Source organism: Streptomyces sp. NPDC091377, assembly GCF_044757045.1.
In the GTDB taxonomy this organism is placed as follows: Bacteria; Actinomycetota; Actinomycetes; order Streptomycetales; family Streptomycetaceae; genus Streptomyces.
In genome coordinates this window covers 70,519-91,968 of sequence record NZ_JBIVUE010000025.1, presented here as the reverse complement: position 1 = coordinate 91,968, position 21,450 = coordinate 70,519, and the positions used below count along the sequence as shown (strand labels likewise).

The window sequence follows — 21,450 nt, the reverse complement described above, 5'->3', positions numbered from 1 at the left end:
CGTGCAGCGGATCGGGGGGCCTGTCATGAGGGTCGGAGCCGGGCGGTACGGGGCACGGGTGCCGTGGGTCGACGTCCTGCTGTCCGCGATCGCCGCCGTGAGCTGGGCATTGATCGGAATGATCGCCACGGCCGCGCTCGGGCTGCGCCTCCTGGACGCCGACGCGGCGGGCTCGGCGGGGCCGATGGCCGCGGCGGTGGTGGCGCTCGGGGCGGGTGGTTCGGTCAGTCCGTCCGGCGAGGTGTCGGTGTTCGGGCTGACGGGTGCGGAGGCGGCGACCGCCGTCGAGATCACGCCACTCGGCGTCAGCCTCGTCGGCGCGCTGCTGCTGTCCTGGATCTTCCTACGGTCCCTGCGCGCGGCCGGAGTCGAGGTGTCCGCGGCCGAACTCCTGGCGCGGGTGGGGGCGGTGGTCGTGCTGTTCACGGCGGGGCTGGGCGGGCTGGCGTGGGCGGGACACGATGTCATCACGATCGACGGGGACACCCTGGGGCCGGACGACGCTCCCGGCTCCGGCGAACTGCCGGGGGGTGACCGGCTCGACCTCCCGGGACCGGACGGACTCGGGGACATCGGCGGGCTGCTGCCGGACGGGGTGGGCGATCTGATCGGCGCGCGGGTGGCGGTGGACCTCACCGTCGACATCGTGCCCACCTTGCTCGGTGGTCTGGGCTGGTCGGCGGGGGTCCTGCTGATCGCGCTGCTGGCCGCACGCCGTACGCCGCTGCCGCGCGGGCTCGCGTTCGTCCACCGGGTGGTCCGGCCCACCGTGTCGGCGCTGGTCACGGTGGCGCTGGTGGCGGTCGCGGCGGGGTGCGCGGCGGCGGGACATGCCGCGATCGGAGACGACCATCCGCGGCGGGTCGTCGGCGCCGCGCTGCTCGGGGCGCCCAACGGGGTGTGGCTGGGACTGCCGGTCGGGCTGTTCGTCCCGTACGAGGGCGACGCGACGGGTCCGCTGACCGGCTTCCTGCCCGACCCGCTGGACGACCTGCTGGCCGACTCCGACGGTCCGGTGACGCTGGGCCGGCTGGCCGACTTGGACGGGCGGGTGTGGCTGCTCGGGGTGGCGGCGGTGACCTTGATGCTGCTGGCGGGGGTGGTGGCGGCGGTACGGACGCCGGTCGGCGGAGGGGGAAGTCAGGAGGCGCGTGGGCTACGGGGGCCGGGGGTCGGTGGGTTTGTCGGCCGCTGTGCGGTGCGGCTGGGGTGTGTGACCGCGCTGGCCCTGCCGTTGCTCGGCCGGCTCACGGACGTCTCCGTGAACACCTCGCTGTCGGTGCTGGGCTTCGAAGCCTTCGGCGCCGGGATCGAACTGCACGGGCGGACGGGGGCCGCCGTACTGCTGGGCGCGGTGTGGGGCGCCGGGGCCGGGGCCGCCGGGGCGTTGCTGGCCTGCGCGACGGGGGCGGCCGGGCGAGGTGTGGCGGGGTTGGCACTGGGTGACTCGGGGGCGGCGGGTGCGTCGGGGCAGGGGGCGGGGGTGTCTGCGCCGCCCCGGCCGAGGACGCCGCCCCAGCCGAGGACGCCGCCGCGGGCCGACCTCGCCGGGTCGCCGGTCGGGTCGGACCGGGCCGGGTCGCCGGTCGGGGCCGGGCCGGCGACACCGCCGGCGCGGCCTCGGCGTCCGCCGGCCTCGCCCGGGGAAGGGCCGCCTGCGCCGCCGGGGCCACCGCACCCACCGCACCCACCGAGGCCCTCAAGCCCACCGAGGCCGCCGGGCCCACCGGGTCGGCCGAGCCCGCCGCGGCCGTCGAGCCCGCCGAAGGGGTCGGGCTGAGGGAGCGGGAGCCTCCGGCGGGAGTGGGCCGCGACCCCGCTCGCCGGGAGGCCGTGGGATTCGGCGCGGACACGGCACGGGCACGGGCAGGGCACGGACGCGGCGCGGGCACGGACGCGGACGCGGGCACGGGCACGGACGCGGGCACGGGCACGGACGCGGGCACGGACGCGGACGCGGACGCGGACGCGGACGCGGGCACGGACGCGGACGCGGGCACGGGCACGGACGCGGGCACGGACGCGGACGCGGGCACGGACGCGGGCGCGGCACGGGCACGGCACAGGCACGGGCACGCACGGCACGGGCACGCACGGCACGGGCACGGGCACAGGTCCGAAGAAACGCTTCCGCCTCCTCGCGCGGCAGGCAGGATCCTCCAGCCGTGCGGAACGGACGGGACATCCAGTGTTCCCTGTCCGCCAGCCGGACCACGGAGGCGGGAGGCACTGGGTGCCGGATACGGTGGAGGCACCATGAGCCCTTCGCAGACCTCAGACTTCCCCACCCTCCTGGTCAAGATCTTCGGCAGGGACCGGCCGGGCATCACGGCCGGACTCTTCGACACCCTCGCCGCCTACTCGGTGGACGTCGTCGACATCGAGCAGGTCGTCACCCGTGGCCGGATCGTGCTGTGCGCGCTGGTGACCGAGCCGCCGCAGGGGCTCGAAGGCGGGCTGCGGGCCACCGTCCACAGCTGGGCGGAGTCGATGAAGCTCCAGGCGGAGATCATCTCCGGTACCGGTGACAACCGGCCCCGTGGGCTGGGACGCTCCCTGGTCACGGTGCTCGGCCATCCGCTCACCGCCGAGGCCACCGCCGCCATCGCCGCGAAGATCACCAAGGCCGGCGGCAACATCGACCGTATCTTCCGGCTCGCCAAGTACCCGGTCACCGCCGTCGAGTTCGCGGTGTCCGGGGTGGAGACCGAGCCGCTGCGCACCGCCCTGGTCACCGACGCCGCCGCGCTCGGGGTGGACATCGCCGTGGTCGCGGCCGGGCTGCACCGGCGGGCTCAGCGCCTGGTGGTGATGGACGTAGACTCCACGCTCATCCAGGACGAGGTGATCGAGCTGTTCGCCGCGCACGCCGGGTGCGACGACAAGGTCGCCGAGGTGACGGCGGCGGCGATGCGCGGGGAGCTGGACTTCGAGCAGTCGCTGCACGCGCGCGTGGCGCTGCTGAAGGGGCTGGACGCCTCGGTCGTGGAGAAGGTGCGCAGCGAGGTGCGGCTGACGCCGGGCGCGCGGACGCTGATCCGGACGCTGAAGCGGCTCGGCTACCAAGTCGGGGTGGTCTCCGGCGGGTTCACCCAGGTCACCGATGATCTCCGGGAGCGGCTGGGGCTGGATTTCGCCCAGGCCAACACGTTGGAGATCGTGGACGGCAAGCTCACCGGGCGGGTCACCGGGGAGATCGTGGACCGCGCGGGCAAGGCGCGGCTGCTGCGCCGGTTCGCGGCGGAGGCGGGGGTGCCGCTGTCGCAGACCGTCGCCATCGGGGACGGCGCCAACGATCTGGACATGCTGAACGCGGCCGGGCTCGGGGTGGCCTTCAACGCCAAGCCGGTGGTCCGGGAGGCCGCGCACACGGCGGTGAACGTCCCGTTCCTGGACACCGTCCTGTATCTGCTCGGGGTGACCCGTGAAGAGGTCGAGGCGGCGGACACCCACGACGAGGGGTGACGGCGGTACGGCGAACGGCGGTACGGGCGGGGCGGCCGGCGCGCTCGCGGGGGCGGGCGGGCTCGCGGGGGGCCGGGTGTCCACGGCGTCGGCGTGTGGAGGGCCCGGCTTCCTCGGAGGCCGGGCCCTCGGCGTCGTACACGCGTCCGACAGGGGGGAACGTCCGGTCAGTCGGACGGGGCCCAGTAGTCGACCAGCGTGGCCGTGCCGGGCTCCACGTTCTTCCAGGGGCCGTCGCAGGTCAGCACGGCGAAGGCGGCGGCCGGGAAACCACGGCTGCTCAGCCGCTCGCGGGGCTCCTCCTCGGCCGAGCCGGCGAGGATCTCGGTGAGGCCCTGGACTCCGGGGTTGTGGCCGATCAGCAGGACGTTGCGGATGTCCTCCGGGGTCTCGTTGAGGAGGGCGATCAGCTCGCCGGGAGCCGCCTCGTAGATCCGCTCCTCGTAGACGGTTTTCGGCCGGTGCGGAAACTCATGGACGGCGAGCTTCCAGGTCTCACGGGTGCGGGTCGCCGTGGAGCACAGGGCCAGGTCGATGGGGACGCCCGTGTCGGCGAGTCTGCGCCCGGCCTCGGCCGCGTCCAGGCGGCCCCGTTCGGCGAGCGGACGCTCATGGTCGTTCACCTGGGGCCAGTCAGCTTTCGCATGCCGGAAGAGGACAATCCTGCGGGGTTCTGCGACGCTCATGGCCCCAGCTTCGCATGAAACAGACCATGGGGCGCAGGGAGTTGACATGCGGATTCATCCATGGCGGAGGGGGTCGCGGCGGGGCGGCGGGGGCGGCCCGCGCGGCGGTGGGCCGTCAGCGGGTGATCAGCTCCCGCAGCCGCTCCAGGACCTGCGCGATCGCGGGGTCGCCGGAGGCCGCGTGGGCGTCGGAGGGGTTGAGTATGAGGGTCAGCAGGGTGGCGAAGGCGAGGGTCGGCAGGGCCAGCGCCCACCAGGGCAGGCGGGTGACGGTACGGCCCGTGGTCGCCGGGTGGGTCCGGGAGTACGTAGGGGCCGACATGGGTGCCTCCGCGGTCTTCGAGTAAGGGGTGTCCGCCGCTCGCGGTCACACTTCGAAGGTACGGATCCCGGGGCCTTCGGCCCATCCGGTGATCCACCCACTTGACCCTGACCCTGACCCCCTAGGGGATGGGGGGTTACCCCCACCGTCGGACCTCGTACGGGGCCGGGGCGATCGGGCGATCGGGCGATCGGGCGATCGGGCGATCGGTCGTTCGGGGCGGGTGGGCGGCCGGACGGCCGGTCAGGGGGCCGCGATCGTGGCGATGATGCCGATGATCACGAAGATGGCGAAGAACGTGCCGAAGACAAGCAGCATCTTCTTCTGGCCGTTCTTGGGGTTCGGGTCGAGCACTGGCATGCCGCCAGTCTCGCATTCGGCGCGGGTACGGCTCACCCCGGGGTCGGGGTGATGATCCGGGGCGGGCCGCTCGGGGTCGGGGGCGGGTTCCCCGGCCGGGGGCGGGTTGCCCGGTCGGGGGCAGGTTCCCCGGTCGGGGGCAGGTTCCCCGGTCGGGGGCGGGTTGCCCGGTCGGGGGCAGCGGGGCCGGGACGGGCCTCCCGGGTCCGGGACGGGCCTCCCCGTCCAGGCCAGCGGGTCCGCGTCCGGGCCGCGGGTCCGGGCCGGGGTCCACGTCCGGGTCGGCGGGTCCGAGCCGGGGTCCACATCCGGGCCAGCGGCTCCGGGTCCGGCTCCGGGCCCGGGGCCGGGTCCGGGTCAACGGGTCCTGCGTCCGGGGTCAGCAGCTTCGGGACGGGCTCCCCAGGTCCGGGACGGGCACGCCCGTCGGGGCCAGCGGCTCCGCATCGGGTCCGCGCCGAGGTCAGCGGCTCCCGTGCTGGCCCCGCGTCCGGCTCTGGCTCCAGGTCGGCGGCAGCGGGTCTGGGGCCGATTCCCCGGGGTGGGGGCAACGGGTCCACGTCCAAGGTCAGCAACTCCGGGGGCTCCGGGCCGGGGTCCCGGTCGGGGTCAGCGAGTCCGGGGCGGGTCCCCGGGGCGGGGGCAACGGGTCCGCGCCGGGACCAACGCTCCGGGACGGGCACCCCCGTCGGGGTCGCCAGCGGCTCCGCGTCGGGTCCGCGCCCAGTCCGGCTCCGCGTCGGGTCCGCGCCCGGGCCGGCTCCGGGACGGGTTCCCGGGGTCCGCGTCGGGATCCCCGGTCGGAATCAGCGGCTCCGGCTCAAGCCCCGCGTCCGACCCTGGCTCCAGATCGGCCTCAGCGGATCTGGGCCGGTTCCCCGGTCCGGGTCGACGGGAGCCCCTCCGGGGTCAACGGCCCCGGGGCGGGCACTCCGTCGGGCCAGCGGCTCCGGGTCGGGGTCCGCGTCCGGGCCAGCGGGGCCGGGGCGGGTTCCCGGGTCCGCGTCGGGATCCCCCGTTCCGACTCTGGGCCGGCGGCTCCGGATCGGGGCCGGCGAGTCCGGGCCAGCGGCTCCGGATCGGGGTCACCAGGTCCGAGTCGGGTCGCCAGGCCCGAGTCGACCACCAAGCCCGAGTCAGTCATCAGGCCCGAGTCGACCACCACAAGCCCGAGTCAGTCATCAGGCCCGAGTCGGCCACCAGGCCCGGGGCGGGTCAGCGGGTCGCCTCGTCTTCGACCGTTCGGTTGCGGCCGGCCAGGAAGCCTACGAGGATCTGCGGGATCAGCAGGGCCGCCATGAGGGCGATGGGCAGACCCCAGCCGCCGCTGTGCTGGTAGAGGACGCCGACCAGGAGCGGGCCGGGGATGGAGATCAGGTAGCCGGTGCTCTGCGCGAAGGCGGAGAGCTGGGCCACGCCCGGGCCGGTGCGGGCACGCATGCCGACCATCGTCAGCGCCAGCGGGAAGGCGCAGTTCGCGATGCCGAGGAGCAGGGCCCAGGCCCAGGCGCCGGCGGCGGGCGCGAGGTACAGGCCGGCGTATCCGGCGAGGCCGCACGCGCCGAGGACGAGCACGATCGGGCCCTGGTGCGGGAGCCGGGTGGCCAGGCGGGGGATGACGAAGGCGAGGGGCACCCCCATGACCATCGTGACGGCGAGCAGCAGACCGGCGGTGTCGGCGGCCACCCCCGCGTCGCGGAAGATCTGTGCCATCCAGCCCATGGTGATGTACGCGGCGGTGGCCTGGAGCCCGAAGAACACGGCGAGCGCCCAGGCAGTGGGGCTGCGTGTGATGCGCAGCCGCCCGGCCGGTTCCTCGCGCGCGGGCTGCTCCCCCGCGGCGGTGTCCGGAGCGTTCACGGGCGTCGGTGCCGACGTCCGCGCGAACAGGATCCAGGGCACTACGGCCGTCGCCGCCAGAGCGGCCCACACCGCGAGGCCGGGCTGCCAGCCGCCGCCCAGGGCGCCGGTGAGCGGGACGGTGACGGCCGCCGCGATGGCGGTGCCGAAGGCCAGGGCCATGGAGTAGAGGCCGGTCATGGAGCCGACCCGGTCCGGGAACCAGCGCTTGACGATGACCGGCATCAGGACGTTGCTGACGGCGATGCCCATGAGCGCCAGCGCGCTGGCGGCCAGGAAGCCCGCCGTACCGCCCGCGTAAGGACGTATGAGGAGTCCGGCGGTGATGGCGGCCATGCCGGCGCAGACCACCGCGCCGGGGCCGAAGCGGCGGGCCAGGCGGGGGGCGGTGACGCCGAAGACGGCGAAGCACAGCGGCGGTACGGCGGTGAGCAGTCCGGCGACGCTGCCGCTCATGCCGAGCCCGTCGCGGACCTCTTCCAGGAGCGCGCCGAGGCTGGTGATGGCGGGGCGGAGATTGACGGCGGCGAGCACGATGCCGACGACGAGCAGCCGCGTCGCCCACGTGCGCGGGCCGGCCGTTCTCGCCGTGTCCGGGGCGGACCGGTCCGGGCCGGTGACGTTGACGGTGGGGGGCGGTGTCGTCCGGGTTTCCTCGCGTGCCATGCGTCCATCATAGAATCATGGGATGATTGGTTGTGACCGTTTTCCGGTCGCCGGTGATCGGGATCGTCTCCGGTCTCCGGTGCCCCGGTGTCGTCCTCTGTGAGCGAAGATGTGCCATGCCCTTGAGTCACCCCCGCCGCTCGGCGCTGTCCGAGCAGGTCATCGCGGAACTGCGCAACCAGATCACGTCCGGCGAGTGGCCGGTGGGCTCACGCATCCCGACCGAGCCCGAGCTGGTCGAACAGCTCGGGGTGGCGCGCAACACGGTCCGTGAGGCGGTGCGGGCGCTCGCGCACAACGGGCTGCTCGACATCCGGCAGGGCTCGGGCACGTACGTCGTCGCCACCAGTGAGCTGGCGGGCGTGATGCAGCGCCGGTTCGCGGGCGCGGACCCGCGGCATGTGGCCGAGCTGCGTTCCACGCTGGAGTCGTCCGCGGCGCGGCTGGCCGCCGAGCGGCGTACCGAGAAGGACCTGGGGCAGTTGGACGCCCTGCTGGCGCGGCGCGAGGAGGCGTGGCGGTCGGGGGACGCGGAGGCGTTCGTGACGGCCGACGCCACCTTCCATCTGGCGGTGGTGGCGGCCTCGCACAACGACGTGATGACGGAGATGTACGCCGACCTCGGCGAGGTGCTGCGGGACTGGCTGCGTGAGGGCGTCGGCGAGGAGCTGACCCCGGAGACGCACATGGACCACACCCGGCTGCTGGACGCGATCCGCGCGGGAGACGCCGAGACGGCCGGCGCGGAGGCGGCGAGCTATCCGTTCCTGTGCCGGCTGGCCCGGCTCAGCTCCCCCGGCTCTCGTGGGTGATCCACACCGAGTCGACCTCTTTCCAGCAGCGGCCGGTGAGCCGTACGGTCGTCGCCGGTCGTACGTCGGTGTGCGCGCCGTCGGTGTCCAGGTCCCACCAGCGCTCGCACTCGATGTGCAGCCGGACGCGGTCGGTCTGCGGGTAGGGGTTGTGGCAGCGGGCCGTCACCCGGGAGCCGTCGACGCCGATGCGGCACTCGGCCCCGGACGGAGGGGTGTCCTTCGGTTCCCCCGTCACGCGCGCGTGGGCCGTCGTCGGGAGCGGCGTGGACAGCACGAGTGCGACGGCGAGGGTCGCTGAGGCCATGCCGCGTGATATCCGCACAAGGGGTACCTCCTCGGCCGTGCCGGGTCGTGCCGGGCGCGCTGGGTCGCGCTGGGGAGGAACGGGGGGCCAGCGGCGGGGCGAGCGGGGAAGCAGGACGCGTGCAGTGAACCCGTGATCCAGGATGCCCAGTTGTGGCCGCTCCCCGCCCGGCCGGATAGGCCGAACGGGGTACACGGTCGCCCGCGGGACGGGGGGGGCAGTCGGTCAGGCGGTCAGGCGGTCGAGCGGTCAGGCGCCGATCGCGTGCAGACCGCCGTCCACGTGGATGATCTCGCCGGTGGTCTTCGGGAACCAGTCGCTGAGCAGTGCCACGATCCCGCGGCCGGCCGGCTCCGGGTCCTTCAGATCCCACTCCAGCGGGGAGCGGGAGTCCCACACGGAGGCGAGTTCACCGAAGCCCGGGATGGACTTGGCGGCCATCGAGCCGATCGGGCCGGCCGAGATCAGGTTGCAGCGGATGTTCTGCTTGCCGAGGTCGCGGGCCATGTAGCGGCTGGTGGCCTCCAGGGCGGCCTTGGCCGGGCCCATCCAGTCGTACTGCGGCCAGGCGAACTGGGCGTCGAAGGTGAGGCCGACGACCGAGCCGCCGTTCTGCATCAGCGGCAGACAGGCCATGGTGAGCGACTTCAGGGAGAACGCCGAGACATGCATGGCGGTCGCGACGGACTCGAACGGCGTGTTGAGGAAGTTGCCGCCGAGCGCGTCCTGGGGTGCGAAGCCGATGGAGTGCACGACGCCGTCGAGGCCGCCCAGCTCCTCGCCGACCAGGTCGGCCAGCCGGGCCAGGTGTTCGTCGTTGCTGACGTCCAGCTCGATGACCTTGACCGGCTTCGGCAGCTTCCTGGCGATGCGCTCGGTCAGCGTGGGACGCGGGAACGCGGTCAGGATGATCTCCGCGCCCTGCTCCTGGGCCAGCTTCGCGGTGTGGAAGGCGATGGAGGACTCCATCAGCACACCGGTGATCAGGACGCGCTTGCCCTCAAGGATTCCGCTCATGGTGTTCAGTGACCCATTCCCAGTCCGCCGTCAACGGGGATGACGGCTCCAGTGATGTACGAGGCGTCGTCCGACGCGAGGAACCGCACCGTCGCGGCGACCTCCTCCGGCCGCGCGTAGCGGCCGAGCGGCACCTGCTTCACGATGTTGGTGCGCTGCTCCTCGGTGAGCGCCTTGGTCATGTCGGTGTCGACGAAGCCGGGCGCGACGACGTTGAAGGTGATGTTGCGCGAGCCCAGCTCACGGCTGAGCGCCCGCGCGAAGCCGACGAGCGCGGCCTTGGAGGCGGCGTAGTTGGACTGACCGGCGCCGCCGAGGAGGCCGACGACCGAGGAGATGAGCACCACGCGGCCCTTCCTGGCCCGCAGCATGCCGCGGTTGGCGCGCTTGACGACCCGGAAGGTGCCGGTGAGGTTGGTGTCGATGACCGAGGTGAAGTCGGACTCGGACATCCGCATCAGCAGCTGGTCCTTGGTGATGCCGGCGTTGGCGACGAGCACCTCGACGGGGCCGTGCGCCTCCTCGATCTCCTTGTACGCCTGCTCCACCTGCTCGGTGTCGGTGATGTCGCACTTGACGGCGAGGAAGCCGGCCGGCGGCTCACCCGAGCGGTATGTGATGGCGACCTTGTCGCCGGCGTCGGCGAACGCGCGGGCGATGGCGAGGCCGATGCCCCGGTTGCCTCCGGTGACGAGAACCGAGCGGCTCAACGGATCACCCTTTCGATAGGGGTCTGACACATCCGCCCGAGCACGGGATGACAGGCGGTTTCATCTGAAACCTATCGGTCCCCCTGCGGGTACGGGCATTCGGGCACCGACAGTGGCTCACGGAGCGCACTGTCGGATCCCTACAGATCGTCGTGGGGCGGGACCGCAAAGGTGTGGTCGGGGCGGCGGGCACACGACATGATCGGAGCCGACAGGCGACGACAGCAGGGAGACCTCGGTGCCTCATTCCATCGACGAAGCCTTCACAGCGCTTCCCCTACGCGCCCTGGCGGACGCCGCGCTGGCGCGCGCGCGTGCGCTGGGGGCGGAGCATGCCGACTTCCGGCTGGAGCGGGTGCGCAGCGCTTCCTGGCGGCTGCGGGACGGCAAGCCGTCCGGGTCGTCGGACACCACCGACCTGGGGTACGCGGTGCGGGTGGTGCACGGCGGGACCTGGGGGTTCGCGTCCGGGGTGGATCTGACCATGGACGCCGCCGCGAAGGTCGCCGCCCAGGCGGTGGCCATGGCGAAGCTCTCCGCCCAGGTGATCAGGGCGGCGGGCTCGGACGAGCGGGTGGAACTGGCCGACGAGCCGGTGCACGCCGACAAGACGTGGATCTCCTCGTACGAGATCGATCCGTTCGCGGTGCCCGACGAGGAGAAGGCGGGGCTGCTCGCGCAGTGGAGCGGGCGGCTGCTGCGGGCGGACGGGGTCGATCATGTCGACGCCTCGCTGCTCACCGTGCACGAGAACAAGTTCTACGCCGATACGGCGGGGTCGGTGACGACCCAGCAGCGGGTGCGGCTGCATCCGCAGCTCACCGCGGTGTCGGTGGACGACTCCAGCGGTGAGTTCGACTCCATGCGGACGATCGCGCCGCCGGCCGGGCGGGGCTGGGAGTATCTGACCGGCACCGGCTGGGACTGGGACGAGGAGCTGGACCGGATCCCCGGGCTGCTCGCCGAGAAGATGCGCGCGCCGAGTGTCGAGCCGGGCTCGTACGACCTGGTGGTGGACCCCTCCAACCTGTGGCTGACGATCCACGAGTCGATCGGGCACGCCACCGAGCTGGACCGTGCGCTCGGCTACGAGGCGGCCTACGCGGGCACCTCGTTCGCCACGTTCGACCAGCTCGGCAAGCTCAGGTACGGCTCGGAGCTGATGAACGTCACCGGTGACCGCACCGCCGAGCACGGTCTGGCGACGGTGGGCTACGACGACGAGGGGGTGGCGGCGCAGTCCTGGGACCTGGTGAAGGACGGCACGCTGGTGGGATACCAGCTGGACCGGCGGATCGCGCGGCTGACCGGGTTCGAGCGGTCCAACGGGTGCGCGTTCGCCGACTCCCCCGGGCATGTCCCGGTGCAGCGGATGGCCAATGTGTCGCTGCGGCCGGACCCGGCCGGGCTGTCCACGGAGGATCTGATCGGGAGCGTGGACCGGGGCATCTACGTCGTCGGTGACCGTTCGTGGTCGATCGACATGCAGCGATACAATTTCCAGTTCACCGGTCAGCGGTTCTTCCGGATCGAGAACGGGCGGATCACCGGTCAGCTCAAGGATGTCGCCTACCAGGCCACCACGACCGACTTCTGGGGGTCCATGGCCGCCGTCGGCGGGCCGAACACCTATGTCCTGGGCGGGGCGTTCAACTGCGGCAAGGCCCAGCCGGGCCAGGTCGCGGCAGTCTCGCACGGCTGCCCGTCCGCGCTCTTCAAGGGCGTCACCATCCTCAACACCACGCAGGAGGCCGGGCGATGAGCGCCGCCGTGAGCAAGCCGCACGAGATCGTCGAGCGCGCCCTGGAGCTGTCGCGGGCCGACGGCTGTGTCGTGATCGCCGATGAGCACTCGACCGCCAACCTGCGCTGGGCGGGCAACGCGCTGACCACCAACGGCGTGACCCGTGGGCGTACCCTCACAGTGGTCGCGACCGTCGACGGTACGGAGGGCACCGCCTCCGGGGTGGTGTCGCGGTCCGCGGTGACCCTGGACGAGCTGGAGCCGCTGGTGCGGGCCGCCGAGGCCGCCGCGCGGGGCGCCGGTCCCGCCGAGGACGCGCAGCCGCTGGTGACGGACGTACCGGCGAGTCCGGACTTCCTGGACGCGCCGGCCGAGACGTCGTCGGCGGTGTTCGCGGACTTCGCGCCCGCGCTCGGCGAGGCGTTCGCGCGTGCCCGTGCCGGGGGGCGTGAGCTGTACGGTTTCGCCAATCACGAGCTGGTGTCGGCCTATGTCGGTACGTCGACCGGGCTGCGGCTGCGGCACGACCAGCCCACCGGCACGCTGGAGCTGAACGCCAAGTCGCCCGACCGCACCCGCTCGGCGTGGGCGGGACGGGCCACCCGGGACTTCAAGGACGTGGACCCGGCGGCGCTGGACGCGGAACTCGCCGTACGGCTGGGCTGGGCGGAGCGGCGGGTGGAGCTGCCCGCCGGGCGGTACGAGACGCTGCTGCCGCCGTCCGCGGTCGCCGATCTGCTGATCTACCAGCTGTGGTCGGCGTCGGGCCGGGACGCGGCCGAGGGCCGGACGGTGTTCTCCAGGCCGGGCGGCACCCGGGTCGGGGACCGGCTGAGTGAGCTGCCGCTGACCCTGCGCAGCGATCCGCACGAGCCGGGCCTGGAGTCCGCGCCGTTCGTGATCGCGCACTCCTCCGGCGGTGATCAGTCGGTGTTCGACAACGGGCTGCCGCTGACCGCGACCGACTGGGTGCGCGAGGGTGAGCTGCGGCGGCTGACCACCTCCCGGCACAGCGCCGGGCTGACCGGGCTGCCGGTGGCTCCCGGCATCGGCAATCTGATCCTGGACGGGGGCGCGGACCGCTCCCTGGAGGAGATGGTGGCCGCCACCGGGCGCGGGCTGCTGCTGACCTGCCTGTGGTACATCCGCGAGGTCGATCCGGCGACGCTGCTGCTGACCGGGCTGACCCGGGACGGGGTGTATCTGGTGGAGGACGGCGAGGTCGTCGGCGAGGTGAACAACTTCCGGTTCAACGAGTCGCCGGTGGGGCTGCTGGGCCGGGCCGCCGAGGCCGGGCGGACGGAGAGGACGCTGCCCAGGGAGTGGAGCGACTGGTTCACCCGGGCCGCGATGCCCGCGCTGCGGGTGCCGGATTTCAATATGAGCTCCGTCAGTCCTGGCGTATAACCTCGTAGGCGTTCGCAGTCGGGCCGCGCCGGATCATCGTCCGGAGGGCGCCCGGGATCGTCAGAAGATCATTCGAGGAGACACGAGAACCGTGACGGACATCGTCGACGAGCTGAAGTGGCGCGGGCTGTTCGCCCAGTCCACTGATGAGGACGCTTTGCGCAAGGCGCTCGCGGACGGCCCCGTCACGTTCTATTGCGGCTTCGACCCGACCGCGGCCAGTCTGCACGTCGGCCATCTGGTGCAGGTGCTCACCATGCGCCGGCTCCAGCGGGCGGGCCTGCGTCCGCTGGCCCTGGTCGGCGGCGCCACCGGCCAGATCGGCGACCCCCGCCCCACCGCCGAGCGCACGCTGAACGACCCGGAGACGGTCGCCGCCTGGGTCTCCCGGCTGCGTTCGCAGATCGAGCCGTTCCTGTCCTTCGAGGGCGAGAACGCCGCGGTGATGGTGAACAACCTGGACTGGACTGCCGGGCTGTCCGCGATCGAGTTCCTGCGGGACATCGGCAAGCACTTCCGGGTCAACAAGATGCTCACCAAGGACTCGGTGGCCCGCCGCCTCCAGTCCGAGGAGGGCATCAGCTACACCGAGTTCAGCTACCAGCTCCTCCAGGGCATGGACTTCCTGGAGCTGTACCGGCGCCACGGCTGCACGCTCCAGCAGGGCGGCAGCGACCAGTGGGGCAATCTCACCGCCGGGCTCGACCTGATCCATCGGCTGGAGCCGCAGGCGCAGGTGCACGCGCTGGCGACCCCGCTGATGACCAAGGCCGACGGCACCAAGTTCGGCAAGACCGAGGGCGGCGCCGTCTGGCTCGACCCGGAGATGACCACGCCGTACGCGTTCTACCAGTTCTGGCTGAATGTGGACGACCGGGACATCTCCACGTACTCGCGGATCCTGTCCTTCAGGTCCCCGGCGGAGCTGGAGGAGCTGGAGGAGCAGACCCGGGAGCGTCCGCAGGCGCGGGCGGCGCAGCGCGCGCTGGCCGAGGAGCTGACGACGCTGGTACACGGCGCGGAGCAGACGGCGGCCGTGATCGGGGCCAGCCGGGCGCTGTTCGGCCAGGGTGAGCTGGACTCCCTGGACGCGCGGACGCTGGACGCGGCGCTGTCCGAGGTGCCGCACATCAAGGTCGCCGAGCTGGGGCCCGTGGTGGATCTCTTCGCGGAGGTCGGGCTGGTCGCCAGCAAGTCCGCGGCGCGGCGGACCGTGAAGGAGGGCGGGGCCTACGTGAACAACGTCAAGGTCGCCGCCGAGGACGCCGTGCCCGGGACGGACGACCTGCTGCACGGGAAGTGGCTGGTGCTGCGGCGGGGGAAGAAGAACCTCGCCGCGGTCGAGCTGAGCACCGGGGTCTGACCGGCAGAGCGGTGCGGGGGTGCGGCGGCCGGGACACACCGGCCGCCGCACCCCCGCACCGCACCCTTACCGCGTGCTCTCTAGGTCATCCGCTGCCTCTGCTGCTTGCGCTTGCCCAGGGTCGCCATGTACAGCATGTCGCCCAGGAAGACGATGATGATGGCGGCGACCAGCTGGAACAGATGGCGGCTCCAGTCGATGCCCGGGGTGGAGGCCACTCCCAGGCCGCGGGCGATGGCGTTGCCGGCGAGGGCGCCGAGCATGCCGAAGATGGTGGTCAGCCAGAGCGGGCTGTGCTGCTTGCCCGGAATGATCGCCTTGGCGATCAGCCCGAGGACGAATCCCACGATGATGGCCCACAACCAGCCCATGGCTGCCTCCTCGTACCGCTCGACGTGAGCATTACGGCCAGTGTCGGCCCGTACCCCGTACGACGCATGTCGGGTTCCGCCGTACGCGTGCGGACGCAGGGTGTTCACGCGGGCAGGCGGGTGACCCGGTCTCGAACACGACGCAGGCCCGGCGTACCGTTGAAGGCGTCCGGGCCCGGTCGCTGCGACTTGGTGCGGGACGGGATCGGACGGGGCGAGTCCCCCCTGCGGCGGGTGGTGGAGAGTGATGCGGAAGCAGCGCGAGGGCGGTGCGGCCGAGGTGTTCCGGATCACCGGGGCCCGGCAGGGGCTCCAGGACGATGTGCGCAAGCGGCAGCGCCGGTATGTCATCTCGATGTCGGTGCGGACGGTGTCGGTGGTGCTCGCGGCGGTGCTGTGGAACGTGGAGCGGCATGTCGCGATCGTGGCGTTGGTGCTCGGTGTGCTGCTGCCCTATGTCGCGGTGGTGATCGCCAACGCGGGGCGGGAGAACGCTCCGTCGCTGCCGACGACGTTCGTGACCGCGCAGCCCAGGCCGATGATCGCGCCGCCGCGGTCCGGGAGCGGGGACGGAAGCGGGAGCGGGAGCGGGAGCGGGGACGCGAGCGGGAGCGGGGGCTTCGCGGGGACCGGGAAGGACGACGGTCCGAGTGGTCCGGGTGGTGCGGGTGGTGCGGGTAGTTCTGGCGGGGCTGCCGGTGCGGGGGGTGCCGGCGAGCGGTCGGCCTGAGCCCGGGGACGATCGGCTGCCGGTCGCGGAACGTCGGCTGCCGGTGGCGGAACGTCGGGTGCCGGTCGCGGGATGGTCGGGTGCCGGTCGCGGGATGGTCGGGTGCCGGTAAAAGCATCAGATCAATCATGTTGTTCCGGTGCCGGTCGGGTGGTTACCCGTGACATACTGCGTACGCGCTCCGCATCCCCCGTCGGAGCGACAGACCGACGCCGGGCAGCTCCCCCCGTGGCTGCCCGGCGTCGCCTTGTGCGGCCACGTTAGGGTCGGGGCGTGAACGTCCTTCCGACTCCCGGTCCCGAGTCCCCCGTCTGCTCCGCGAAGGGCTGCCGTGCCGCCGCCGAGTGGGTGCTGGCCTGGAACAACCCGAAGGTGCACACTCCGGAGCGGCGCAAGACCTGGCTGGCCTGCGAGGAGCACCGCGAGCATCTGTCGCAGTTCCTCGGGGTGCGCGGGTTCCTGAAGGACGTGGTCCGCTTCGAGGAGTGGGACCCGGCGCAGTCCTGAGCGCGCGCCGCTTTCACCCGCCGATCGCCGACATGGGGCGGTCCGGCTGGACGAACGCCGGGTTGTCGAGGCCCGCGCCCGCCTTCTTGCCCCACATCGCCAGCCGCCAGATCCGGGCGATCTCCTCGTCGGGGGCGCCGGAGCGCAGGGCCCCGCGCAGATCCGTCTCCTCGCGGGCGAAGAGACAGGTGCGGACCTGGCCGTCGGCGGTGAGCCGGGTGCGGTCGCAGGCGGAGCAGAAGGGGCGGGTCACGGAGGCTATGACGCCGACGCGCTGGGGGCCGCCGTCGACCAGCCAGCGCTCGGCCGGAGCCGCACCGCGGGCCTCGGCGCCCTCGGGCACGAGCGCGAACCGGGTGCGCAGCGAGGCCAGGATGTCACCGGCCGTGACCATGCCGTCGCGCTTCCAGCCGTGCTGGGCGTCCAGGGGCATCTGCTCGATGAAGCGCAGTTCGTAGCCCCGCTCGACCGCCCAGGCGAGCAGGTCGGGGGCCTCGTCGTCATTGAGCCCCGGCATCAGCACGGAGTTGACCTTGACCGGGGTCAGGCCGGCTTCCCGGGCGGCGGTGAGGCCGGCGAGGACGTCGTGGTGGCGGTCGCGGCGGGTGAGGGTCTTGAAGACGTCGGGCCTCAGGGTGTCGAGGGAGACATTGACCCGGTCCAGTCCCGCGGCCTTCAGGGCGGCGGCCGTGCGCGCCAGGCCGATGCCGTTGGTGGTGAGGGACATCCGGGGGCGCGGGGCGAGGGCGGCGACGCGCTCGACGATGCCGGGCAGTCCGGGGCGCAGCAGGGGCTCGCCGCCGGTGAAGCGGACCTCCTCGATGCCGAGGGAGGTGACCGCGATGTCGATGAGGCGGACGATCTCGTCGTCGGTGAGCAGGTCGGGCTTGGCCAGCCATTGCAGTCCCTCTTCGGGCATGCAGTAGGTGCAGCGCAGATTGCAGCGGTCGGTCAGTGAGACCCGCAGGTCGGTGGCGACGCGTCCATAGGTGTCGATGAGCACGGGAACCCCCTCCCTCGTCCTGGATCGGTCGTCCTGGGTCGGTCGAACGCCTTTTCTCCGACACTTGCGAGCCTACGCGACCCCGCTGACAACGGGACAGGCATGATCCGACGAGGTGGAGCGCGGCCGGGTCGTAGCTCCCTACGACCGGCCGGGGCGTAGGGAGCTACGACCCGGCCGGGTCGGGGGTCAGTGCGCTCCGGTGCCGGTGAGGGAGCGGACCTCCAGTTCGGCGTACTTGTCCTTGTCCGGCTCCTCCTTGGACAGGAGGGTGCCGATGACGCCGAGCAGGAAGCCGACCGGGATGGAGACGATGCCCGGGTTCTCCAGCGGGAACCAGTGGAAGTCGACGTCGGGGAACATCGAGGTGGCCTTGCCGGAGACCACCGGGGAGAACAGCACCAGGCCGACGGCGGTGACCAGACCGCCGTAGATCGACCAGAGGGCGCCCTGGGTGGTGAACCGCTTCCAGAAGAGGCTGTAGAGGATGGTCGGCAGGTTGGCCGAGGCGGCGACGGCGAAGGCGAGGGCGACCAGTCCGGCGACGTTGAGGTCGCGGGCGAGCGCGCCGAGCAGGATCGAGACGGCGCCGATGCCGACGGTGGCGAGCCGGGCGGCGCGGACCTCCTGCTGCTCGGTGGCCTGGCCGCGCTTGATCACATTGGCGTAGATGTCGTGCGCGAACGAGGACGACGAGGCCAGGGTCAGTCCGGCGACCACGGCGAGGATGGTGGCGAAGGCGACCGCGGAGATGGTGGCCAGCAGGATCGCGCCCCAGTTGGAGTCGACGCCGCCGAGATGGAGGGCGAGGAGTGGCGCCGCGGTGTTCCCCGCCTTGTTGGACTCGGTGATCTCCTCGGGGCTGATCAGGGCCGCCGCGCCGAAGCCGAGCGCGAGGGTCATCAGGTAGAAGGCGCCGATGAGGCCGATCGCCCAGAGGACGGACTTGCGGGCGGCCTGGGCGGTGGGGACGGTGTAGAAGCGGATCAGGATGTGCGGCAGCCCGGCGGTGCCGAGCACCAGGGCGATGCCGAGGGAGATGAAGTCGAGCTTGGTGGTGTCGTTGATGCCGTACTTCAGGCCGGGTTCGAGGAAGGCGGCGCCCTTGCCGCTGTTGTCGGCGGCGGTGCCGAGCAGGTCGGAGATGTTGAAGTCGAACTTCAGCAGCACGAGGAAGGTGAGCAGCAGGGCACCGGTCATGAGGAGGACGGCCTTGACCATCTGGACCCAGGTGGTGCCCTTCATGCCGCCGATCGTGACGTACACGATCATCAGCAGGCCGACCAGGGCGACGATGCCGATCTTCCCGGCGTCGCTGGTGATGCCGAGCAGCAGGGAGACGAGGACGCCCGCGCCGGCCATCTGGGCCAGCAGGTAGAAGATCGAGACGACGATGGTGGAGGTGCCGGCCGCGGTGCGTACCGGGCGCTGGCGCATCCGGTAGGCGAGTACGTCGCCCATGGTGTAGCGGCCGGAGTTGCGCAGGGGTTCGGCGACCAGCAGCAGGGCGACCAGCCAGGCGACGAGGAAGCCGATGGAGTAGAGGAAGCCGTCGTAGCCGGAGAGGGCGATGGCGCCCGCGATGCCGAGGAAGGACGCGGCGGACATGTAGTCACCGGCGACGGCGAGGCCGTTCTGGAAGCCGGTGAACTGCCGGCCGCCGGCGTAGAAGTCGGCGGCGTCCTTGGTCTGCCGGCCCGCCCAGACGGTGATGACCAGGGTCGCGACGACGAACGTCGCGAAGAGGCTGATGATCAGCGGGCGGTGTTCGCTCGCCTCGCCGGCCGCGAGGGTGATGACGGGGCTCATTCGCCGCCCTCCATCCGGGTCTTGATGGCCTGTGCCTTGGGGTCGAAGCGGGTCGCGGCGACGCGTGCGTACCACCAGGCGATGAGGAAGGTGGTGACGAACTGGGCGAGGCCGAGGATCAGGGCCACGTTGATGTTGCCGAAGACCTTGGTGCCCATGAAGTCGCCCGCGTAGTTGGAGAGCAGGACGTACAGCAGGTACCAGGCGATGAAGGCGACGGTCAGCGGGAAGGCGAAGGAACGGTAGGAGCGGCGCAGTTCCCCGAACTCCGCGCTCTGCTGCACCTGGACGAACTCCTCGGTGGAGGGGAGCCGGTGCTCAGGTTCGGAAGGTGGCGATGGATCGGTGGCCACGGAGTCTCCTCGCGATGCGGGTGCGGCGCCGACGGGTGTCGGGGCACGGTCGGGGTTCGGGGACGGTTGCGGTACGGACATGGCGTTCTGACCTCTTGGTGAGGGTGGATCACCCGGGCCGGGCCGGGGGGAGTTGGCCGGGCGGGTGGTCACACGGGGGGCTCGATCGTGCTAGGGCTCCCTGCTCAACGTCACGGCGCCACGCGAGGCCCGGTTCAACCGCGGTCAGTTCTTTTCAAGTCGTCTCTTCAGGTCATTGCTGACCAGCGACTTCGGGAGATAGCTTCACCCTGCACCACCCGTCATGTACCTGCCCGAGCAGCACCTGTCTCGGGCCGGTCTCGTTTCCGGATGATGTGGAGACCCCATGGCTCATCTGCCTTCCAGACGTCGGCTCGCGCTTGTCGTGCCCGTCGCGTTGTCGCTGACCGCCTCCCTCGGCTTCCTGCCCGCCACCGCGACGGCCGCGCCCGTCGCCGAGCCCGCCGCGCTGACGGCGCAGGAGGCGCCGAGCCTGGCGTACGTGGTCAACACCAAGGCGGACCGGCGCACCATCGAGTCGGTGAAGAAGGCGATCGCCGCGGCCGGCGGATCGGTCGTGACCACGTACGCCAAGATCGGTGTGATCGTCGTCCATTCGGCGAACCCGGACTTCGGCCCGCAGATCCGCAAGGCGCGCGGGGTGCAGACGGCGGGTGCCACGCGCACCGCGCCGCTGGTCGCCGCGGGCACCACCGACCAGGGCTCGGCGGACTATCTGTCGGCGGCCGAGGCGGCACGGACCACGGCCGCGGCCACACCGGGCGCGGAGCCGCTGGAGGCCGACCAGTGGGACCTGCGCGCGATCGGCGCGGACAAGGCCGCGAAGATCAACCCGGGCAGTTCGAAGGTGACGGTCGCGGTCATCGACACCGGCGTGGACGACACCCACCCGGACCTCGCACCGAACTTCTCCCCGTCGCAGTCCGCCAACTGCGTGGGCGGTGTGGCCGACACCAGTGAGGGCGCCTGGCGGCCGTACACCGCCGCGGACTACCACGGCACGCATGTCGCCGGTGAGATAGCCGCGGCCCGCAACAACATAGGCGTCGCCGGGGTCGCGCCCGGCGTCAAGGTGTCCAGCATCAAGGTGAGCGACCCGGACAACGGTCTCTTCTACCCGGAGAACGTCGTCTGCGCGTTCGTGTTCGCCGCCGACAACGGCGTCGAGATAACGAACAACAGCTACTACGTCGACCCGTGGCTGTACAACTGCCTGAACGACCCGGACCAGAAGGCGATCGTCGACGCGGTGAACCGGGCCCAGCTGTACGCCCAGAAGAAGGGCACGCTGCACCTGGCGTCGGCCGGCAACTCCAACCACGACCTGGCCGCCGACGAGATCCTCGACGACTCCAGCCCCGACGACAGCACGCCGGTGGAGCGGGTGATCGACCCGTCCGAGTGCTTCGACGTGCCGACCCAGCTGCCGGGTGTGGTCACGGTCAGCGCGACCGGGGTGCAGAACCTGAAGTCGTACTACTCCTCGTACGGCGAGCGGGTGGTGGACGTGGCGGCGCCGGGCGGCGACCGGCTCTACCAGATCCCGGACACGCCGTCGAAGAACGGCCGCATCCTGTCGACCATGCCGAACAACCAGTACGGCTTCCTCCAGGGCACCTCGATGGCCGCGCCGCACGCCGCCGGCGTCGCCGCGCTGCTGAAGTCCGAGCACCCGAAGGCGTCCCCGGCGCAGCTCCAGTGGCTGCTCAAGGCGCAGGCCGACGACACGGCCTGCCCCGAGTCGTACGACCAGGACGGTGACGGCACGCAGGACGCGGTCTGCGAGGGCGGCAAGCGTGCGAACGGCTTCTACGGGGCCGGCATCGTCAACGCGCTCCGCGCGGTGAAGTAGCGCGCGCGGCGCCACCGACCGCCTGTCCGCGGCGCGGCCCCACCGCTCGGGGCCGCGCCGCACCG

The 21,450-nt window shown here is 72.2% G+C and carries 20 protein-coding genes; 9 read left to right on the top strand and 11 right to left on the bottom strand.

Features of this window, described 5'->3' with window-relative positions; translation table 11 throughout:
* Positions 1-25 precede the first annotated feature (25 nt).
* Both ACIQNG_RS35135 and serB read left to right on the top strand, forming a co-directional pair.
* On the top strand, positions 26-1,780 hold the full coding sequence (locus tag ACIQNG_RS35135) for a streptophobe family protein (protein WP_401490789.1): 1,755 nt from the start codon (positions 26-28) through the stop codon (positions 1,778-1,780).
* A gap of 476 nt (positions 1,781-2,256) precedes the next feature.
* Positions 2,257-3,465: a phosphoserine phosphatase SerB gene (gene serB, locus ACIQNG_RS35130; protein WP_401490787.1), complete on the top strand. Its 1,209-nt coding sequence runs from the start codon at positions 2,257-2,259 to the stop codon at positions 3,463-3,465.
* Positions 3,466-3,632: 167 nt separating this feature from the next.
* Here serB and ACIQNG_RS35125 read toward each other — a convergent pair whose 3' ends face one another.
* The 4 genes from ACIQNG_RS35125 to ACIQNG_RS35110 all read right to left on the bottom strand — a co-directional run bounded on the left by ACIQNG_RS35125 (position 3,633) and on the right by ACIQNG_RS35110 (position 7,359).
* Positions 3,633-4,151, bottom strand: a complete 519-nt coding sequence (locus ACIQNG_RS35125; protein ID WP_401490785.1) for a SixA phosphatase family protein — start codon at positions 4,149-4,151, stop codon at positions 3,633-3,635.
* Between the two features lie 115 nt (positions 4,152-4,266).
* Complete coding sequence (locus tag ACIQNG_RS35120; RefSeq protein WP_401490784.1) at positions 4,267-4,473, bottom strand: hypothetical protein; 207 nt, start codon at positions 4,471-4,473, stop codon at positions 4,267-4,269.
* 243 nt (positions 4,474-4,716) lie between these two features.
* Complete coding sequence (locus tag ACIQNG_RS35115; RefSeq protein ID WP_401427718.1) at positions 4,717-4,833, bottom strand: SGM_5486 family transporter-associated protein; 117 nt, start codon at positions 4,831-4,833, stop codon at positions 4,717-4,719.
* 1,215 nt (positions 4,834-6,048) lie between these two features.
* The gene (locus tag ACIQNG_RS35110) at positions 6,049-7,359 is read right to left on the bottom strand and encodes a CynX/NimT family MFS transporter (RefSeq protein WP_401490782.1); all 1,311 of its coding nucleotides are present in this window, start codon (positions 7,357-7,359) and stop codon (positions 6,049-6,051) included.
* Between the two features lie 116 nt (positions 7,360-7,475).
* Between ACIQNG_RS35110 and ACIQNG_RS35105 the strand changes: the two genes are divergently transcribed.
* A complete protein-coding gene (locus ACIQNG_RS35105; protein ID WP_401490780.1) occupies positions 7,476-8,171 on the top strand; it encodes a FadR/GntR family transcriptional regulator in 696 nt (231 codons plus the stop codon).
* Here the strand turns inward: ACIQNG_RS35105 and ACIQNG_RS35100 are convergent.
* The 3 genes from ACIQNG_RS35100 to fabG form a co-directional block, all read right to left on the bottom strand.
* Positions 8,146-8,496 (bottom strand): hypothetical protein, encoded by a 351-nt coding sequence (locus ACIQNG_RS35100; protein WP_401490778.1) that lies wholly within the window; start codon positions 8,494-8,496, stop codon positions 8,146-8,148. The two genes, ACIQNG_RS35105 and ACIQNG_RS35100, sit on opposite strands and share 26 nt — an antisense overlap.
* A 231-nt stretch (positions 8,497-8,727) precedes the next feature.
* Positions 8,728-9,495, bottom strand: coding sequence for an enoyl-ACP reductase FabI (fabI, locus tag ACIQNG_RS35095; RefSeq protein WP_401427708.1), 768 nt, complete (start codon positions 9,493-9,495; stop codon positions 8,728-8,730).
* A 5-nt stretch (positions 9,496-9,500) separates the two neighbouring features.
* A complete protein-coding gene (gene fabG / locus ACIQNG_RS35090) occupies positions 9,501-10,205 on the bottom strand; it encodes a 3-oxoacyl-[acyl-carrier-protein] reductase (protein ID WP_401490776.1) in 705 nt (234 codons plus the stop codon).
* 238 nt (positions 10,206-10,443) lie between these two features.
* Between fabG and ACIQNG_RS35085 the strand changes: the two genes are divergently transcribed.
* The 3 genes from ACIQNG_RS35085 (at position 10,444) to tyrS (ending at position 14,718) form a co-directional block, all read left to right on the top strand.
* Positions 10,444-11,967 (top strand): TldD/PmbA family protein, encoded by a 1,524-nt coding sequence (locus tag ACIQNG_RS35085; RefSeq protein WP_401490774.1) that lies wholly within the window; start codon positions 10,444-10,446, stop codon positions 11,965-11,967.
* The gene (locus ACIQNG_RS35080) at positions 11,964-13,355 is read left to right on the top strand and encodes a metallopeptidase TldD-related protein (RefSeq protein ID WP_401490772.1); all 1,392 of its coding nucleotides are present in this window, start codon (positions 11,964-11,966) and stop codon (positions 13,353-13,355) included. Before ACIQNG_RS35085 ends, ACIQNG_RS35080 begins: the two co-directional genes overlap by 4 nt.
* A gap of 91 nt (positions 13,356-13,446) precedes the next feature.
* Positions 13,447-14,718 (top strand): tyrosine--tRNA ligase, encoded by a 1,272-nt coding sequence (gene tyrS / locus ACIQNG_RS35075; protein ID WP_401427697.1) that lies wholly within the window; start codon positions 13,447-13,449, stop codon positions 14,716-14,718.
* Between the two features lie 80 nt (positions 14,719-14,798).
* Here tyrS and ACIQNG_RS35070 read toward each other — a convergent pair whose 3' ends face one another.
* The gene (locus tag ACIQNG_RS35070) at positions 14,799-15,089 is read right to left on the bottom strand and encodes a GlsB/YeaQ/YmgE family stress response membrane protein (protein ID WP_401427850.1); all 291 of its coding nucleotides are present in this window, start codon (positions 15,087-15,089) and stop codon (positions 14,799-14,801) included.
* A 247-nt stretch (positions 15,090-15,336) separates the two neighbouring features.
* Between ACIQNG_RS35070 and ACIQNG_RS35065 the strand changes: the two genes are divergently transcribed.
* Both ACIQNG_RS35065 and ACIQNG_RS35060 read left to right on the top strand, forming a co-directional pair.
* Positions 15,337-15,819, top strand: a complete 483-nt coding sequence (locus ACIQNG_RS35065) for a DUF3099 domain-containing protein (protein WP_401490769.1) — start codon at positions 15,337-15,339, stop codon at positions 15,817-15,819.
* Between the two features lie 273 nt (positions 15,820-16,092).
* Complete coding sequence (locus tag ACIQNG_RS35060) at positions 16,093-16,326, top strand: hypothetical protein (RefSeq protein ID WP_401427695.1); 234 nt, start codon at positions 16,093-16,095, stop codon at positions 16,324-16,326.
* A 13-nt stretch (positions 16,327-16,339) separates the two neighbouring features.
* On the opposite strand, the gene moaA is transcribed toward ACIQNG_RS35060, so the two are convergent.
* The 3 genes from moaA to ACIQNG_RS35045 form a co-directional block, all read right to left on the bottom strand.
* Positions 16,340-17,329, bottom strand: a complete 990-nt coding sequence (gene moaA, locus ACIQNG_RS35055; RefSeq protein ID WP_401490767.1) for a GTP 3',8-cyclase MoaA — start codon at positions 17,327-17,329, stop codon at positions 16,340-16,342.
* A gap of 189 nt (positions 17,330-17,518) precedes the next feature.
* The gene (locus ACIQNG_RS35050; RefSeq protein WP_401427691.1) at positions 17,519-19,138 is read right to left on the bottom strand and encodes a cation acetate symporter; all 1,620 of its coding nucleotides are present in this window, start codon (positions 19,136-19,138) and stop codon (positions 17,519-17,521) included.
* Positions 19,135-19,491, bottom strand: coding sequence for a DUF485 domain-containing protein (locus ACIQNG_RS35045; RefSeq protein ID WP_401427689.1), 357 nt, complete (start codon positions 19,489-19,491; stop codon positions 19,135-19,137). Before ACIQNG_RS35045 ends, ACIQNG_RS35050 begins: the two co-directional genes overlap by 4 nt.
* Before the next feature lie 367 nt (positions 19,492-19,858).
* On the opposite strand from ACIQNG_RS35045, the gene ACIQNG_RS35040 reads away from it, so the two are divergent.
* Positions 19,859-21,385 carry a S8 family peptidase gene (locus tag ACIQNG_RS35040; protein ID WP_401490765.1) on the top strand — a complete coding sequence of 509 codons (1,527 nt, stop codon included), beginning with the start codon at positions 19,859-19,861 and terminating at the stop codon, positions 21,383-21,385.
* Positions 21,386-21,450 lie beyond the last annotated feature (65 nt).